This window comes from Microbispora sp. NPDC088329 (assembly GCF_040685655.1).
GTDB lineage: Bacteria > Actinomycetota > Actinomycetes > Streptosporangiales > Streptosporangiaceae > Microbispora.
In genome coordinates, this window is sequence record NZ_JBFBIP010000019.1 from 81419 (window position 1) to 96924 (window position 15506).

General features: G+C 71.8%; 17 protein-coding genes. 9 read left to right on the top strand and 8 right to left on the bottom strand.

The genetic code is table 11. The annotated features are described in order from the left end of the window. Nucleotides 1-33: 33 nt before the first annotated feature. Nucleotides 34-606 (bottom strand): hypothetical protein, encoded by a 573-nt coding sequence (locus tag AB0O28_RS29530; protein ID WP_363645777.1) that lies wholly within the window; start codon nucleotides 604-606, stop codon nucleotides 34-36. 210 nt (nucleotides 607-816) lie between these two features. On the opposite strand from AB0O28_RS29530, the gene glnII reads away from it, so the two are divergent. From glnII to AB0O28_RS29560, 6 genes are all read left to right on the top strand, one after another. After that, a complete protein-coding gene (glnII, locus tag AB0O28_RS29535; protein ID WP_363645779.1) occupies nucleotides 817-1830 on the top strand; it encodes a glutamine synthetase in 1014 nt (337 codons plus the stop codon). A gap of 93 nt (nucleotides 1831-1923) precedes the next feature. Next, nucleotides 1924-2931 carry a glycerophosphodiester phosphodiesterase gene (locus AB0O28_RS29540; RefSeq protein WP_363645781.1) on the top strand — a complete coding sequence of 336 codons (1008 nt, stop codon included), beginning with the start codon at nucleotides 1924-1926 and terminating at the stop codon, nucleotides 2929-2931. Nucleotides 2932-3012: 81 nt separating this feature from the next. After that, nucleotides 3013-3936, top strand: coding sequence for a metal ABC transporter substrate-binding protein (locus tag AB0O28_RS29545; RefSeq protein WP_363645783.1), 924 nt, complete (start codon nucleotides 3013-3015; stop codon nucleotides 3934-3936). After that, a complete protein-coding gene (locus AB0O28_RS29550; RefSeq protein WP_363645785.1) occupies nucleotides 3933-4694 on the top strand; it encodes a metal ABC transporter ATP-binding protein in 762 nt (253 codons plus the stop codon). The genes AB0O28_RS29545 and AB0O28_RS29550 overlap by 4 nt, the downstream gene beginning before the upstream one ends. Next, nucleotides 4691-5572 (top strand): metal ABC transporter permease, encoded by an 882-nt coding sequence (locus AB0O28_RS29555; RefSeq protein ID WP_363645787.1) that lies wholly within the window; start codon nucleotides 4691-4693, stop codon nucleotides 5570-5572. The genes AB0O28_RS29550 and AB0O28_RS29555 overlap by 4 nt, the downstream gene beginning before the upstream one ends. Before the next feature lie 76 nt (nucleotides 5573-5648). Beyond that, nucleotides 5649-6488: a metal ABC transporter permease gene (locus AB0O28_RS29560; RefSeq protein WP_363645789.1), complete on the top strand. Its 840-nt coding sequence runs from the start codon at nucleotides 5649-5651 to the stop codon at nucleotides 6486-6488. Here AB0O28_RS29560 and AB0O28_RS29565 read toward each other — a convergent pair. From AB0O28_RS29565 to AB0O28_RS29575, 3 genes are all read right to left on the bottom strand, one after another. Continuing rightward, nucleotides 6478-7659, bottom strand: a complete 1182-nt coding sequence (locus AB0O28_RS29565) for a zinc-dependent alcohol dehydrogenase (RefSeq protein ID WP_363645791.1) — start codon at nucleotides 7657-7659, stop codon at nucleotides 6478-6480. The two genes, AB0O28_RS29560 and AB0O28_RS29565, sit on opposite strands and share 11 nt — an antisense overlap. 81 nt (nucleotides 7660-7740) lie before the next feature. Continuing rightward, nucleotides 7741-8016 (bottom strand): isoamylase early set domain-containing protein, encoded by a 276-nt coding sequence (locus tag AB0O28_RS29570; protein ID WP_363645793.1) that lies wholly within the window; start codon nucleotides 8014-8016, stop codon nucleotides 7741-7743. A gap of 76 nt (nucleotides 8017-8092) precedes the next feature. Then, entirely contained in the window at nucleotides 8093-8911 is an 819-nt protein-coding gene (locus AB0O28_RS29575) for an SAM-dependent methyltransferase (protein ID WP_363645795.1), read from the bottom strand. A 207-nt stretch (nucleotides 8912-9118) separates the two neighbouring features. On the opposite strand from AB0O28_RS29575, the gene AB0O28_RS29580 reads away from it, so the two are divergent. After that, on the top strand, nucleotides 9119-10108 hold the full coding sequence (locus AB0O28_RS29580) for a zinc-binding dehydrogenase (RefSeq protein ID WP_363645797.1): 990 nt from the start codon (nucleotides 9119-9121) through the stop codon (nucleotides 10106-10108). A gap of 10 nt (nucleotides 10109-10118) precedes the next feature. On the opposite strand, the gene AB0O28_RS29585 is transcribed toward AB0O28_RS29580, so the two are convergent. The 3 genes from AB0O28_RS29585 to AB0O28_RS29595 form a co-directional block, all read right to left on the bottom strand. Further along, nucleotides 10119-11177: a sulfite oxidase gene (locus AB0O28_RS29585; RefSeq protein ID WP_363645799.1), complete on the bottom strand. Its 1059-nt coding sequence runs from the start codon at nucleotides 11175-11177 to the stop codon at nucleotides 10119-10121. Between the two features lie 37 nt (nucleotides 11178-11214). After that, nucleotides 11215-11379, bottom strand: a complete 165-nt coding sequence (locus tag AB0O28_RS29590) for a hypothetical protein (protein ID WP_363462590.1) — start codon at nucleotides 11377-11379, stop codon at nucleotides 11215-11217. 93 nt (nucleotides 11380-11472) lie between these two features. Continuing rightward, the gene (locus tag AB0O28_RS29595) at nucleotides 11473-11802 is read right to left on the bottom strand and encodes a helix-turn-helix domain-containing protein (RefSeq protein ID WP_363645801.1); all 330 of its coding nucleotides are present in this window, start codon (nucleotides 11800-11802) and stop codon (nucleotides 11473-11475) included. 93 nt (nucleotides 11803-11895) lie between these two features. Here AB0O28_RS29595 and AB0O28_RS29600 point away from each other — a divergent pair, with 93 nt between their 5' ends. Together AB0O28_RS29600 and AB0O28_RS29605 are read left to right on the top strand one after the other, a co-directional pair. Then, nucleotides 11896-12993, top strand: coding sequence for an NADH:flavin oxidoreductase/NADH oxidase (locus tag AB0O28_RS29600; protein ID WP_363645803.1), 1098 nt, complete (start codon nucleotides 11896-11898; stop codon nucleotides 12991-12993). Between the two features lie 28 nt (nucleotides 12994-13021). Further along, nucleotides 13022-13987, top strand: coding sequence for an LLM class F420-dependent oxidoreductase (locus AB0O28_RS29605; protein ID WP_363645805.1), 966 nt, complete (start codon nucleotides 13022-13024; stop codon nucleotides 13985-13987). On the opposite strand, the gene AB0O28_RS29610 is transcribed toward AB0O28_RS29605, so the two are convergent. Beyond that, nucleotides 13984-15435 carry an alpha/beta fold hydrolase gene (locus AB0O28_RS29610; RefSeq protein ID WP_363645807.1) on the bottom strand — a complete coding sequence of 484 codons (1452 nt, stop codon included), beginning with the start codon at nucleotides 15433-15435 and terminating at the stop codon, nucleotides 13984-13986. The genes AB0O28_RS29605 and AB0O28_RS29610 overlap by 4 nt on opposite strands. Nucleotides 15436-15506: the final 71 nt, after the last annotated feature.

The following is a 15506-nucleotide window of genomic DNA, read 5'->3' on the forward strand; positions in this document are numbered from 1 at the left end:
GCGAATTGGCTACGAGATCAGACGACATCCGGATCAGGCGCGGCGGTCGTCGGCCGCGTGGCGCCCGCCCGCCACCAGCTGGTCGGGGGACGACTGCTGGGCGGGTACGGAGAGGCGGTTGTGCGGCGCGGTGTCACGCCCGGCCCTGTCCGCAGCCCTGTTTTCGGCCCTGTTCTGGGCCCTGTCCTGGGCACGGTCGTCGACGCCGTCGCGGTCCCGGTCGACCTTCGGGTACTGCTTGGTGACGGGCTCGGCGGCCGGGCCGGTCGTCGAGGTGGTCGTCGAGGCGGTCGAGGTCGTCTCCAGACGGCGCTCCAGGTCGCGCTTCTCGGCCTCCAGGCGGGAGACGCGATCCCGCTCCGCCAGGCGCGCCTCACGCAGACGGCGGCGCTTCACGGCGGTCCGGCGCATGCCGCCGGTGATGAGCAGCAGACCGGCGACGAAGACGGCGGTGGTGACGGCACCGGCGATGAACAGCTCGAACGGGCTGAGGTTGAACGTACGGTCCAGAACCGTGATCGGCAGGGTGTTCGCGGTGTCGTTCACCGACACCTCGATCACAGCGGCCGCCGCGATCAGGACCAGAAGCAGGCCCAGTAAGACCATCTGCCCTCACTCCCAGTGCGGTTGCGATTCGTTGACCCCCTCCGACTGCCCAGGAGAGCGGGAATCATGTGCTGCCGGTCACAGCACCGCCAAGGCAAAGAATGCGCGTTAACACTCTGGTTACAAACGGGCAAAAGCCACGAAATCCCAAAACGGCACTGTTGGGCGTGGCGGACGAACGCCAGGCCGCCTCGTTCGAAAGGGATCGACGTGACCTACAAGGCCGAGTACATCTGGATCGACGGCACGGAGCCGACCGCGAAGCTCCGCTCCAAGACCAAGGTCCTCGCGGACGGCGCCGAGCCGCCGCTGTGGGGCTTCGACGGGTCCAGCACCAACCAGGCCACCGGTCACTCCTCCGACCTGGTGCTCAAGCCGGTGTTCATCTGCCCCGACCCGATCCGGGGCGGCGACAACGTGCTGGTCCTGTGCGAGGTCCTGCACACCGACATGACGCCGCACGCCACCAACACCCGCTCCCCGCTCGCGGAGGTGGCCGAGCGGTTCGCCGACCAGGAGTCGTGGTTCGGCATCGAGCAGGAGTACACCTTCTTCAAGGACAGCCGCCCGCTCGGCTTCCCGCTGGGCGGCTTCCCCGCTCCGCAGGGCGGCTACTACTGCGGTGTCGGCGCCGACGAGGTCTTCGGCCGTGACATCGTCGAGCTGCACCTCGACCGCTGCCTCGCCGCCGGCCTGAAGATCTCCGGCATCAACGCCGAGGTCATGCCCGGCCAGTGGGAGTTCCAGGTTGGTCCCGCCGGTCCGCTGGAGGTCTCCGACCACATGTGGGTCGCCCGCTGGCTGCTCTACCGCACCGCCGAGGAGTTCGACGTGGCCGCCACGCTCGACCCCAAGCCGGTGAAGGGCGACTGGAACGGCGCCGGCGCGCACACCAACTTCTCCACCAAGGCGATGCGCGAGGGCTACGAGCCGATCATCACCGCCTGCGAGGCCCTGGGCGAGAACGCCATGGAGCACGTCAAGAACTACGGCCACGGCATCGAGGACCGCCTCACCGGCCACCACGAGACCGCCCGCTGGGACAAGTTCAGCTACGGCGTCTCCGACCGCGGCGCCTCCATCCGCATCCCGTGGCAGGTCGAGGTGGACAAGAAGGGCTACATCGAGGACCGGCGCCCCAACGCCAACGTCGACCCCTACGTCGTCACCCGCCTGATCGTCGACACCTGCTGCACCGCCCTGGAGAAGGCCGGCCAGGTCTGATCCCACGGCACCGACGGTTCCCCCGTCCCCGTACGGCTCCCGCGTCCCGGCGCGGGAGCCGTACGCGTTGGCGGCGGCTGTACGGTGGCCGCTGTGTCACACCAGCCGGAACCCGTCGTCATCGGTCACCGGGGCGCCGGCGCCCTGCGGCCCGAGCACACGCTGCCGTCGTACGAGACGGCGATCGCGCTCGGGGCCGACTACATCGAGCCCGACCTGGTCTCCACGAAGGACCACGTCCTGGTTGCCCGCCACGAGAACGAGATCTCGGGGACCACCGACGTGGCGAGCCATCCCGAGTTCGCCGATCGCCGCACCACCAAAACCATCGACGGGGTGGCGATCACCGGCTGGTTCACCGAGGACTTCACGCTGGCCGAGCTGCGCACGCTGCGGGCCGTCGAGCGCATCCCCGATCTGCGCCCCGGCAACGCCGCCTTCGACGGCCTGGCTCCGATCCCGACGTTCGACGAGGTCGTGGAGCTGGCACGGCGGCACGGCGTAGGCGTGTATCCGGAGACCAAGCACCCCACCTACTTCTCCTCCATCGGCCTGCCGCTGGAGGAGCCGCTGCTCGAGGTGCTGGGCCGGCACGACCCGGTCTTCATCCAGTCGTTCGAGGCGGCCAACCTCCGCGAGCTGCGGAGGAGGACCCCGCTGCCGCTGATCCAGCTGATCGGCGGTTCCGGCGCGGCGTACGACCGGATGGTCACGCCCGAGGGGCTCGAGGAGATCGCGTCGTACGCGGACGGCATCGGCGTGGCGACCTCGCGGGTCGTCCCGGCGGGCCCCGGCGGCCGCCTCCTCACCCCCACGACGCTGGTGCGCGACGCCCACCGGGCCGGGCTCGTCGTGCACGTGTGGACCGTCCGCGACGAGAACGCCCACCTCCCGGCCGACTTCCGGCTCGGCGACCCGGCGAGCCCGGCGTACGCGCGCGCGACCGGGAACGTGACGGGCTGGCTGACGATGCTGTACGACCTCGGCGTGGACGGGGTCTTCGCCGACAACCCCGGCATGGCCCGGGCCGTGCTGGCCGGGCGGGCCCGGCGCCCAAGTCCCCGGCGCCCAAGTGCCCGGCGGCGAAGTGCCCCAAGTTGACAATGATTTTCATTTGCGAGACATTTGACAGGGATGGTCCGCCGATACGTGGACTCCGATACGCCGACCTGAGGATTCGTCGTGCTCTCGCCGCTCGCCCGTACGCTGTCGTCCGCCGCGCTGCTCGTCCTGTTCGCCGCGGGATGTGGCGGTTCGGACCAACCTTCCACACCTGCCGATCCCGCTCAGCCGCTGAAGGTGGTGGCGACCACCACGCAGGTGGCCGACTTCGCCCGTAACATCGGCGGCGACCGGGTGCGCGTCCACCAGTTGCTCAGGCCGAACGTCGATCCCCACGACTACGAGCCGTCCCCGGCCGACATGCGGGCCATCGCGGAGGCCGACGTGCTCGTCAAGAACGGCGTGGGCCTGGAGAAGTGGCTGGAGGAGACCATCTCGGCCGCCGGGTTCGACGGGCCGGTGGTCGACGCCTCCACGGGCGTACGGATCCGCGACGGCGATCCGCACATCTGGCACAACCCGCTCAACGCAAAGACGATGGTCGCCACGATCGAGCGGGGATTCGCCGCCGCCGATCCGGGCGACTCCGCGGCCTACCAGGCCAACCGGGCGGCGTACGACGCGAAGCTGGACGCGCTCGACACCGAGATCGCGAAGAGGATCGAGTCGGTTCCCGCGGATCGGCGCAAGCTGGTGACCAACCACGATGCCTTCGGTTACTACCTCGATCGATACAAGCTGACGTTCGTCGGATCGATCATCCCGAGCTTCGACACCTCGGCCGAGCTGTCCGCCAAGCAGGTGTCCGGCCTCGTCGCCAAGATCAAGGCGACGGGAGTGGCCGCGATCTTCTCGGAGGCGTCGCTGCCGCCGAAGACGGCCGAGGCGATCGGACGCGAGGCCGGGGTGACGGTCGTGGCCGGCGAGGACGCGTTGTTCGGCGACTCGCTCGGCCCCGAAGGGTCGGCCGGTGCGACCTACCTGCAGATGGAGGAGCACAATACCGACACCATCGTCAACGCGTTGAGAGGGACCGCGGTATGAGTGAGCGCGCGCCGACCCTGGTGCTCGACCGGGCGAGCGTGGCCTACGGCGACATCCCGGTCCTGGAGGAGCTGGACGGCGTCGTCCACGAGGGCGAGGCCGTGGCACTCATCGGCCCCAACGGCGCCGGCAAGTCGACGTTCATCAAGGCGTTGCTCGGCCTGGTGCCGGTCGTGCGCGGCCGGATCGAGGTGCTGGGCGGGCCCCCGGCGCAGGCCCGCCGCGACGTCGCCTACGTGCCGCAGGCCGACACGCTCGACCCCGACTTTCCGGTGTCGGTCGAGCAGGTGGTGATGATGGGCCGCTACCGGCGGATCGGCTGGCTGCGCCGCGCCTCCGCCGGCGACCGGGCCGAGGTGGCCGACGCCCTGGAGCGGGTCGGGCTGGCCGGGCGGGCCCGCGACCGGTTCGGCACGCTGTCGGGCGGGCAGCGCCAGCGGGTGCTGCTGGCCCGCGCCATCGCCGCCAAGCCGCGGATGCTGCTGCTCGACGAGCCGTTCAACGGCGTCGACGCGGTCAGCCAGCACGCGCTGCTGGAGGCGATCGGCTCGCTGAAGGAGCAGGGCGCCTCCGTCGTCGTCAGCACCCACGACCTCGCCATCGCGCACCTGGCCTGCGACGAGGTGTGCCTGCTCAACCACCACCAGTTCGGCTTCGGCCCGACCGGCGACGTGCTGACGCCCGAGCGGCTGCGCGCGACGTACGGCGGGCACGCGCTCGAACTGCGCGGCGACCGTGTGATCGTGACCCAGACATGATGTTCTTCGAGCCGTTCCAGCTGCCCTTCATGGCGCGCGCGCTGGTCGAACTGGTCCTGCTCGGCGCACTCGCGGGCACGGTCGGCGTGCTGGTGCTGCTGCGCCGGCTCGCCTTCGTCAGCGACACCCTGACGCACACCGTCTTCCCCGGGGTGGTCATCGGCCACCTCATGGCCGGGGACGGCGGCATCTTCTGGGGAGCGCTGGCCGCCGGGGTCGTCACAGCCGTCCTGCTCACGCTGCTCACTCACCGCCGCAGGGTGAGCGAGGACGCCGCGCTCGCCATGCTGCTGACCACGTTGTTCGCGGTCGGCGTCGTGGTGGTGTCGCGGCAGACGGGCTTCACCTCCGATCTCACCGCGTTCCTGTTCGGGCGGGTGCTGACGGTCACCGAGACGCAGCTCGCGCAGACCGCCGTCGTGACGGTCGTGGTCGTGGCGCTGCTGGCGGTGCTGCGTCGGCCGCTGCTGCTGCGGGCCTTCGACCCGGAGGGCGCCCGCGCGGCCGGGGTGCGTGTCGGCCTGCTCGATCTCGTGCTGAACGTCGCGGTCGCGCTGGTCGTCGTGGCCGCCGTGAAGGCGGTCGGCACGATCCTCGTCATCGCGCTGCTCGTCGTGCCGGCCGCGGCGGCGCGTGGCCTGTCGGACCGGCTCGTGGTCATCGTGCCGCTGGCCTGTCTGGTCGGCGCGTCCGCCGGGTGGCTCGGGCTCGTCGTGAGCTACGAGGCGTCGGTCGGATACGGCGTCAGGCTCGCCTCCGGCGCGACCGTGGTGCTGGTCCTGGTCGCGATGTACGGCCTGGCCCACGTCGCCGGGTTCGTCCGCAGAAAGGTCGGCCTGAGCCGCGCCCGCAGCGCGATAGTGGAGAGTGCGGCATGAGCGAGCGGAGCGAGCGAATCGATAAACACAGCGCTCTTTGCGAATGCAACCCCGAGCCGTCAGGCGGGGGGGTGGCATGAGCTGGCTGGACTCCACGGTGCACCGGGCTCTCGTCGAGGCCGTGCTGGTCGGCGCGCTCGGCGGCGTCGTCGGGGTGTTCGTGGTCGCGCGGCGGCTGCCGTTCTTCACGATGGCCCTCACGCACGCGACGTTCCCCGGCATCGTGATCGCCGCCCTGCTCGGGGTGAACCTCTACCTCGGCGGCGGGCTGTTCGGGCTGCTGGTGGTCGCCGCCGTTCTCGCGTTCGGCCGGGGCCGCGGGCAGGACTTCAGCACGGCCACCGGCATCGCGCTGTCGGGCGGCTTCGCGCTCGGTGTGGTGCTGGTGTCGGCGCAGGACGGCTTCACCAAGGACCTGGCGGCCTACACGGTGGGCGACGTCCTCGCCGTCGGCACGGGCGACCTGGTGGCGACCGCCGCCGTCGCCGTGGGAGTGCTGCTCCTGCTCGCCCTGGTGGGCAAGGAACTGCTGCTCGCGGCGTTCGACCCGGTGGGGGCGGCGGCCCTCGGGCTGCCCACCGTGCTGCTGGACTTCGCGCTGCTCGCGGTCGTCGAGGTGACCGTCGTCGCCACCGTGCCCGCGCTGGGGACGATCCTCGCCGTGGCGCTGATCGTGGGCCCGGCCGCGACGGCCCGCCTGCTCACCGACAGGCTCGCGCCGCTGTTCCCGATCGCCGCCGCGATCGGGGTCGGCTGCGCGCTGGCGGGCGTGTGGGTCTCCACACGGTGGAACGTCGCGACCGGGGCCTCCATCGCCCTGTTCGTGGGACTGGTCTTCGGGGCGGTCTTCCTCGGCACCGCCGTACGCGGCCGGGTCAGGCGGGCCGTGGCGAGGAGAGTGGCCGTCAGGGCGTGAGCAACACCTTGATCGCGCCGTCCTCCTTCTTCTGGAAGATCTCGTAGCCGTGCGGGGCCTGGTCGAGCGGCAGGCGGTGGGTCGCCAGGTCCTCGACCCCCAGGGGGTCGCCGTCGCCGGTCAGGAGCGGCATGAGGTCGTCCACCCACCGCTTGACGTGGGCCTGGCCCATCCTCAGCGTGATGCCCTTGTCGAACATTCGCAGCATCGGCATGGGGTCGGTCATCCCGCCGTACACGCCGCTGATCGAGATCGTGCCGCCGCGCCGCACCGTCTCGATGGCGTCCTGCAGCGCGGCGAGCCGGTCGAGCCCGGCGCGGGTCATCATGGCGGCGGCGGCCTTGTCGGGCAGCATGCCGGTGACCGTCTGCGCGAACTTGCCCACGGTGTAGCCGTGCGCCTCCATGCCGACGGCGTCGATGACCGAGTCGGTGCCCCGGCCCCCGGTCATCGACCGGATCGCCTCGGGCACGTCGTCGGCGTCGTTCCCGTCGACCACCTCGATGCCGTGCCGCCGGGCCATCTCCAGACGTTCGGGGACGATGTCCACGCCGATCACGCGATAGCCGCGGTGGCGGGCGATGCGGGCCGACATCTGCCCGATCGGGCCGAGGCCGAAGACGGTGACGCTGCCGCCGTCCGGCACCTCGGCCCACTCGACGGCCTGCCAGGAGGTGGGCAGCACGTCGGAGAGGTAGACGAACCGCTCGTCCGGCGGTCCCTCCGGCACCTTGATCGGCCCGAACTGCGCCTGCGGGACGCGCAGGTATTCCGCCTGGCCGCCGGGCACCTCGCCGTACAGCTTCGTGTAGCCGAAGAGCGCGGCGCCGGTGTCGTACTCACGGACCTGGGTGGTCTCACACTGGGCGAACAACGCGCGGTCGCACATGTGGCAGTGGCCGCACGAGATGTTGAACGGGATCACGACGCGGTCGCCGGGGCGGATGTGGGTGACCTCCGCGCCGACCTCATCGACGATGCCCATCGGCTCGTGGCCGAGGATGTCGCCCTCGCCGATGAACGGGCCGAGCACCTCGTACAGGTGCAGGTCGGAGCCGCAGATCGCGGTCGTGGTCACCCGGATGATCGCGTCGGTGGGTTCCTTGATGGCCGGGTCGGGGACGTCCTCCACCCGTACGTCGCGCTTGCCGTGCCAGGTAAGTGCCTTCATGATTCCCCCTCCAGAAGGGCCGGGGTGTCGCGATCGTTCCCGTATGCCCTACTCCTGGCGGGAGAAACGGTTCCCTTTCGGTCAGAGGTGCAGCACGCTGCCCTGCTCGTCCACCTGGTCGGCGCCGTCGTCGTCGAACCACACCCCGCCCGTCGCGAGGTAGCGGAACCGGTGCGCGCCCGGCGGGAGGATCACCGAAACGGTGCGGGTGCCGTTCCTGCGCCGCAGCAGTTCGTGACGGCCGGGCAGCCAGTCGTTGAAATCGCCCACCACGCTGACCGTCCCCGAGGGCTCGTCAACGGGCAGGGTGAAGGTGACTCGGGTCTTCTGCCCGAACAGCCTGGTGCGCTTGAGCATGCCGCATAGCCTGGCGTATGGCGCCTAAAGGAAGAAACCAGTACACGTAGGACGTAACACAATATTCACGGCCTTTTCAGGGCGCGTGCCCGACCCCACAGAGGAACCAGGTGGGCAGGTGACGGCGGGCCTGCCGGGCGAGCAGGTTCTCGTCGTCGGGCCGCCAGTCGTCGAGCGGGACCAGGCCCGGTTCGATGAGCTCGAAGCCGCCGAACAGCTCGTGGATCTGCTCGCGGCCGCGCAGGGTGATGCCGCTGCTGGCCTGCCGGTAGACGGCCGCCCCCTCGCGGGCGTCGCCGGCCCGTTCCTCGTCGGTGACGTGGGACAGCACGAGGTGACTCCCGGGGGCGACGGACTCCCTGATGCGGGCCACGAGCTCGGCCGGCTTGTCGTCGTCGGGAAGGAAGTGCAGCACGGCCACGAGCAGGACCGCGACCGGCTCGGAGAGGTCGATCAGCGCCCGCAGCTCCGGGTCGGCCAGGATCTCCTCGGGCCGCCGCAGATCCCCCTGCACGGTCACGGTGGCGGCGGCGGACCCCGACAGCAGGGCCCGGGAGTGCGCGAGCACGACCGGGTCGTTGTCCACGTACGCCACCCGCACGCCGGGGTCGAGTTCGTGCGCCACCTCGTGCACGCTGCCCGCGGTCGGCAGTCCGGTGCCGATGTCCACGAACTGCCGGATCCCGGCCTCGGCCACCAGGTGGCGTACGGCCCGGCGCAGGAAGGCCCGGTTGCGGCGGGCCAGCGAGGGGGCCTCGGGCGCGACCTGCAGAACCCGCTCCGCGGCCTCCCGGTCGGCCGCGAAGTTGTCCTTTCCGCCCAGGAAGTAGTTGTACATGCGCGCGGGATTGGGGACGCGAGCGTCTATACCGGGTGGCGGCGCGTCATCGGCCACGCAACATCTCCTCACTCACAGCAGTAAAGAGGACTTGCTGCGAGCATAAGGGCCGCCCGGGAGAAACCCAACGAAGAACGCCATAACTCTGTGACCCCATCTGCCCCACCTTTGCGCGATGAGCTGGGTCACGGCCAGATATCCACACAACGACCTAGGACTATCGTCCGATGTCGCAGGTGATCGGTGCAGATCTATAACAGGCGTATGTACGCCGTCAGATTGCATGCCTTTGGTCCCGCAGAGAACCTCGTCTACGAGGAGGTCGAGGATCCCGAGCCGGGGCCCGGCCAGGTCCGCGTGGCCGTACGGGCGGCGGGGGTGCACCTCGTCGACACCACGTTGCGGGCCGGGAAATACGTCGGCGGCCCGATTCCCGTGCCCGATCTGCCCACGATTCCCGGCCGGGAGGTCGCCGGAGTCGTCGACGCCGTCGGCCCAGGGACCGACCCGGGCCTGGTCGGCAGGCGGGTGGTGACCCATCTCGGCATGGCTCCCGGCGGCTACGCCGAACTGGCCGTACGGGACGCCTCGGCGATCCACGAGATCCCGGACGGCCTGGGCTACGGCGAGGCGGTGGCGATGATCGGCACCGGCCGGACCACGATGGGCATCCTCGACGTCGCGGGGATCCGCGCGGACGACGTCGCCCTGGTGACGGCGGCGGCCGGCGGCGTGGGCAACCTGCTCGTGCAGGCGGCGGTGCGGGCCGGCGCCACGGTCGTCGGGCTCGCCGGCGGCGAGGAGAAGACCCGCCGGGTGCTGGCGCTGGGCGCACACCACGCCGTGGACTACACCTCGGCGAGCTGGCCCGACGAGGTGAGGGCGCTCCTCGGCGACCGGGAGGTCACGCTGGCGCTCGACGGCGTCGGCGGAAACCTCGGGCGGAAGACCCTGGAGCTGCTCGGCGTCGGCGGCAGGATCGTGCTGTTCGGCTGGGCGGATGCGCAGGGCGGCCCGACGGCGCTGACCACGGAGGACCTGTACGCGCGCGGCATCACCGCTGCGGTGGCGGTCGGCCCGCGGGTGCTGAAGCGGCCGGGCGGCCTGCGGGGCCTGGAGGAGCGGGCCCTGGCGGCCGCGGGGTCGGGCGCGCTGGTCCCGCTGGTGCAGAGCTTCCCGCTCAAGGACGCCGCCGCCGCGCACGCCGCGCTGGAGACCCGCGCGACCACGGGCAAGGTCGTGCTCGTCCCCTGAACCACGGGCCCTAGGCCACCAGGACGGGGTGGGGGAGCACCGAGGTGTGGCAGTAGCCGAGGTCGTTCCAGGGGGTGACCTCGGGCTGGGATCGGCCGCGCTCGTCGGTGGCCCGCACCCGCACCACGTGCGCGCCTGGGGTGGGATCCCAGGGGAACCGCCAGCGGGTCCAGACGCCCGCGAGGTCCGGCCCGTCGAGGGCGGCCGGCCGCCAGGGGCCGTCGTCGATCCGGTAGTCGACGGCGGCCACGCGGTCCTCCCCGGCGTACGCCCGGCCGCGGATGGTCTGCGGGCCGGGGTGCAGCCGCGCGGGCCAGGGCAGCTCGACCAGGCTCGCGACCGGCGTGGAGGTGATCGGCACGGCGGGCCGGCCGGGGGCGACGATCACGTAGTCCTCGGTGTTCCACGGCACGTGGAGCGGCCGGTCGGACACCTCGATCCGGCCCACCCATTTGATGCTCGCCGCGCCGAGCCAGCCGGAGACCACCACGCGGGCGGGGAAGCCGTGGTCGGGCGGCAGGATCTCGCCGTTCATGGCGAGCGCGAGCAGGGTGTCGGGGGCGAGGGCCTTGGCGAGGGGCATCGGGCGGCGCCCGCGCGCCTCGTCGAGGCCCTCCGGCATCACCTCGACGGCGGCGTCCGTGAGGTCCGCCGGTTCGAGCAGATAGCGCAGCGGGATTCCGGTCCACTCGGCGGTGCCGACGGCGCCCCGGCCCCACTGCACCCCGCCGAAGCGGTGTCCGTGCTCGGCGCCGAAGAGGGCGCGCCGGTTGCCCGCGCACTCCAGCGTGCGGACGACGGACACGAGCGGGAACCGGCGCCACAGGTCGTCGTAGGTGTAGCAGACGGTCCGGCGCACGCCGCCGCCATCGACGCGCAGCGTCCAGGCTCTCGCGTCGAGGCGGGGGGTGGGGGCGTGGTTGCGGACGAAGAAGCGGTCGATGGGACTGAGCAGGCCCGGCAGGCGGTCGGGCCGGGTGCCGTAGTCGAGGCCGGTGCCCGCGTCCTCCATGAGGGCGGCGACGGCCGGCTTCACCACCGCCGTGCGGGTGTCGCGTGTCGTACGCATCGGCCCTTCCTTCCGGGCCGACGCGGTGACGAGCCGGTCAGCCCAGGTCGTGGCTCGCCCGCCGGGCCTGACGCTGGGCCCAGGACGCGAGACGCGACCAGCGCCGGGCCGCGACCAGGCGGCTGGCGACGCGCGCGTTGTCGGCCTCGCGGTGCAACTCGGTCATGCGCTCGGTGGCCAGGGAGTAGTCGTAGAACATCATTACCGTCCAGGTCGCCGTCGTAACTGTCTTAATTTTCTTAGGCAGTTACAAAGGTAGAGCAAAGGCGGTAACTGGTCAAGGCAATTTGGACAGTTACAGAGTCGCCGCCCGCTGTGTGTCGTACGCCCGGATCACGGTGTCGAGCAGGCCGGGGAAAAGGGCGTCGAGATCCTCGCGGCGCAGGGAGCTCATCTTCGCGGTCCCCCGGTAGACCTGCCTGATCACGCCCGCCTCGCGGAGCACCCGGAAGTGGTGGGTGCTCGTCGACTTGCTGACCGCGAGGTCGATCGCCGAACAGGACGACTCGCCGCTGCCGGCGAGATAGCACACCACCTGGAGGCGTGCGGGATCGGACAGCGCGTGCAGCACGTCCTCGAGCCGGATCTCGGACCGGTCCGGATGGTCGAGCGTCCGAGGGGTCATCGGCTCTCCTTTGTACGAAGGTCTTCGTAGTTTGACAGATGGCGTACTACGAGAGCTATCGTACAAGAGTCCCGACGACGAGAGGAGCGCGGCGTGAGCGCGTTGTTCGAGCCCCTGCCCCTGCGGAACCTGACCATCCCCAACCGCGTCTGGATGTCGCCGATGTGCCAGTACTGCGCGGCCGTCGAGGGCCCGGAGCAGGGGGTCCCCACCGACTGGCATCTGACTCATCTCGGGTCCCGGGCGGTGGGCGGGGCCGGCCTGATCATGGTCGAGGCCACCGCCGTGTCCCCCGAGGGCCGGATCAGCCCCGCCGACCTCGGGCTGTGGAACGAGCGCCAGCAAGCACAGTTCGGCCGCCTCGCCCGGTTCCTCGCCGACCAGGGCGCGGTGCCCGGCGTCCAGCTCGCGCACGCCGGGCGCAAGGCGTCCACCGACCGCCCGTGGCGGGGCGGCGCGCCGGTCGGCCCGGAGGACCACGGCTGGCAGCCGGTCGCGCCCAGCCCGATCCCGTTCGCCGAGGGCCACCCGGTGCCGGACGAGCTGAGCGAGGCGGCCATCAGGCGGCTGGTGGACGCCTTCGCGGCGGCCGCGCGCCGCGCGCTCGCCGCGGGCTTCAAGGTGGTGGAGATCCACGGCGCCCACGGTTACCTGATCCACGAGTTCCTCTCGCCGTTCAGCAACCGGCGCACCGACGCGTACGGCGGCCCGTTCGAGAACCGCGCGCGCTTCGCCCTGGAGGTGGTCGACGCGGTGCGCGCCGAGTGGCCGGACGAGCTGCCGGTGTTCTTCCGCGTCTCGGCCACCGACTGGCTCAGTGAGAACCCCGAGGACCCCCGCGAGGGCTGGACGGCGGACGACACCGTGCGGCTGGCCAAGGAGCTGCTCGCGCGCGGAGTGGACCTGCTCGACGTGTCGACGGGCGGCAACGCGCCGAAGGCCCGGATCCCCGTGGAGCCGGGATACCAGGTGCCGTTCGCGGCCCGGGTGAAGGCGGAGACCGACCTGCCCACGTCGGCCGTGGGCCTCATCACCGAGCCGCGGCAGGCCGAGGAGGTCGTCGCCTCGGGGCGGGCCGACGCGGTGATGCTCGGCCGTGAGCTGCTGCGCGACCCCTACTGGCCGAACAACGCGGCACGGGAGCTCGGTGTGGGCGGACGCTGGCCCGACCAGTACCACCGCGCGGTCTGAACGCCCGGACGTGGGTAGGGGTGGCCGTATGGCAGAGATCGGTTTCACCCTGATGTGCGAGCAGACGCCCGCGAAGGAACTGGTGGAGGACGCGGTCACCGCCGAGCGCGTGGGCTTCGACTACGCGGTCATCTCCGACCACTACTTCCCGTGGCTGGAGGAGATGGGCCACTCCCCGTACGCCTGGTCGGTGCTGGGCGCGGTGGCGCAGGCCACCGAGCGACTGCCGCTGATGACCTACGTGACGTGCCCGATCATGCGCTACCACCCCGCGGTGGTGGCGCAGAAGGCGGCCACGGTGGGAGTGCTCAGCGACGGCCGGTTCACCCTCGGCTTGGGCGCGGGCGAGAACCTGAACGAGCACGTGGTCGGCCACGGCTGGCCGCCGGTCAACACCCGGCACGAGATGTTCCGCGAGGCCATCGAGGTCGTCAAGGAGCTCTTCCAGGGCGGCTACCGCAACTACCGTGGCGAGTACTTCGACATCGACTCGGCCCGGCTGTTCGACCTGCCCGAGCGGCCGGTGCCCATCGCGGTCGCCGCGTCCGGCGACCAGTCGGTGGACATCGCCGCCGAGCTCGGCGACGGCCTCGTGGCGACCGACCCGGACGGGTCGCTGGTGGAGAAGTTCGCCGCGTCCGGCGGCGAGGGCAAGCCGGTCTACGGCCAGCTCGCCGTCTGCTACGACCCCGACAAGGACGCCGCGATCGAGCGGGCGCACCGCCTGTGGCGCTGGTCGGTGACCGGCTGGAAGGTCATGTCGGAGCTGCCCGCGCCGGTCAACTTCGCCGCCGCGACCGAGACCGTACGGCCGGAGGACGTGGCGGAGAAGGTGCCCTGCGGGGCGGACGTCGGCGCCGTGGTCGAGGCCGTGCGGCAGTACACCGAGGCCGGATTCACCCATCTCGCGCTCGTGCAGGTCGGGCGGGAGCACCAGCGGGAGTTCTTCGAGTGGTCGGAGAAGGAGCTCCTCCCCGCGCTCCGCGCCATTTAGAGCCGCTCCACCGGGACGGCGGGCACCGCTCCGAGGCACGCGGCGCCGGTGAGCCGCCCGGTGCGGATGAAGCGGGCCTGAAGCGCGATCACGCAGGAGGCCGCGCTCCCGCCGCTCTCCGGGACGTGCCCGCTGTTGGGCACCGTGACGACCTCGGCGGTGGGATATCGCCGCGCCGCCGACCGGCCCTCCTCGACCGGGGTGTTGAGGTCGAACTCGCCGGAGACGACCAGCACGGGGACATCGGGGAGCCGCCGGGCGGACGGAGTCCGCGCGTCGCCCGGCCAGTCCGCGCAGACGTCACCCCGGTCCGGAACGGCGCTCGCCCACGCCCGCGGGCTGAAGGGCCGGAAATCGGCCGGGTCGAGTCCCGCCAGCAGGGCCTTGTACCGCGCGGCCCTTTCCCGGATCGGCGTGCCCGCCTTCCACGGCGTGGGGTAGTCGTGACAGACGACGGAGGCGAACAGGGCGACACTGAACTCCTCGCCGTCCCGCACCCCCTCCTCGCGTGTCCGGGCGGCCAGCGCCGCGAGCGGCCCGGTCTCGCCCGCGGCGGCCCGGTGCAGCATCGCGGGCAGCCGCCCGAACAGCTCGGGGTCGTCCGACGCGACCGTGTAGACCAGCCGGGCGAGGGCCGCCTCGTCGAGCGCGCCGCCGCCGTCCAGGGCGACCGGACGAGACCGCAGCCGCGCGGCGACCGTCGCGAGATCGGCCAGCACGGCACGCCCCTCGCACGCGCCGCGCGAGCGGTCGCACAGCGCCTCCACCGCGCGGCGCAGCGCCTGCACGCCCGGCCTGCCCCAGGGATCCGGCCGGAGCGGGTACGCCCCGGACAACACGATCGAGCGGACGTGCTCGGGATGCCGCTGCGCGTAGACCGTCATGAGATAGGTGCCGTACGACTGGCCGAGCAGGTCGAGCCGGTCGATGCCCAGGTGGGCGCGGACGGCGTCGATGTCGTCGGCGGCGGCCTCGGTGGTGTGGTGACGGCTACGGTCGCCGAGCTCCCGGCCGCAGGCGCCGATCGCCCTCACGATCTCGGCCTTGGGGCTCGCCGTGGTCGTGCCGGACACCGCGCGGCAGCGCAGCGGCCCGGACACGCCGGTGCCGCGCGGGTCGACGAGCAGCAGGTCGTGGGTGCGGAGCAGGTCCCGGTATCCGGTGGCGTACATGGTGAGCGCGGCGGTCACCGAGGCACCGGGGCCGCCGGGATCGGGCACGATCGTCCCCTGCGCCGGCCGGGAGTCGTCGAGGTGCCGCACCAGCGTGTATCCGATCCCGACCGTGCCCGCCGACGGGTCGCTGCGGTCCAGCGGCACCCGTACGGCGCCGCAGGTCGCGCCGGGACCGCAGTCGGAGGCCGGATGCGGGCGGGGCGGGGAGGCGCAGCCCTGCAGGGCGGCGAGGAGGGCGGCCGCGGTGAGCAGGGCGGCCATCGCTTTGGTCACATTTCCCGATCATCCCGGTTCCGGCGGCCCCGGGGATCGTCCACGCGGCGGGACCGCCGCTACGCCGTCCG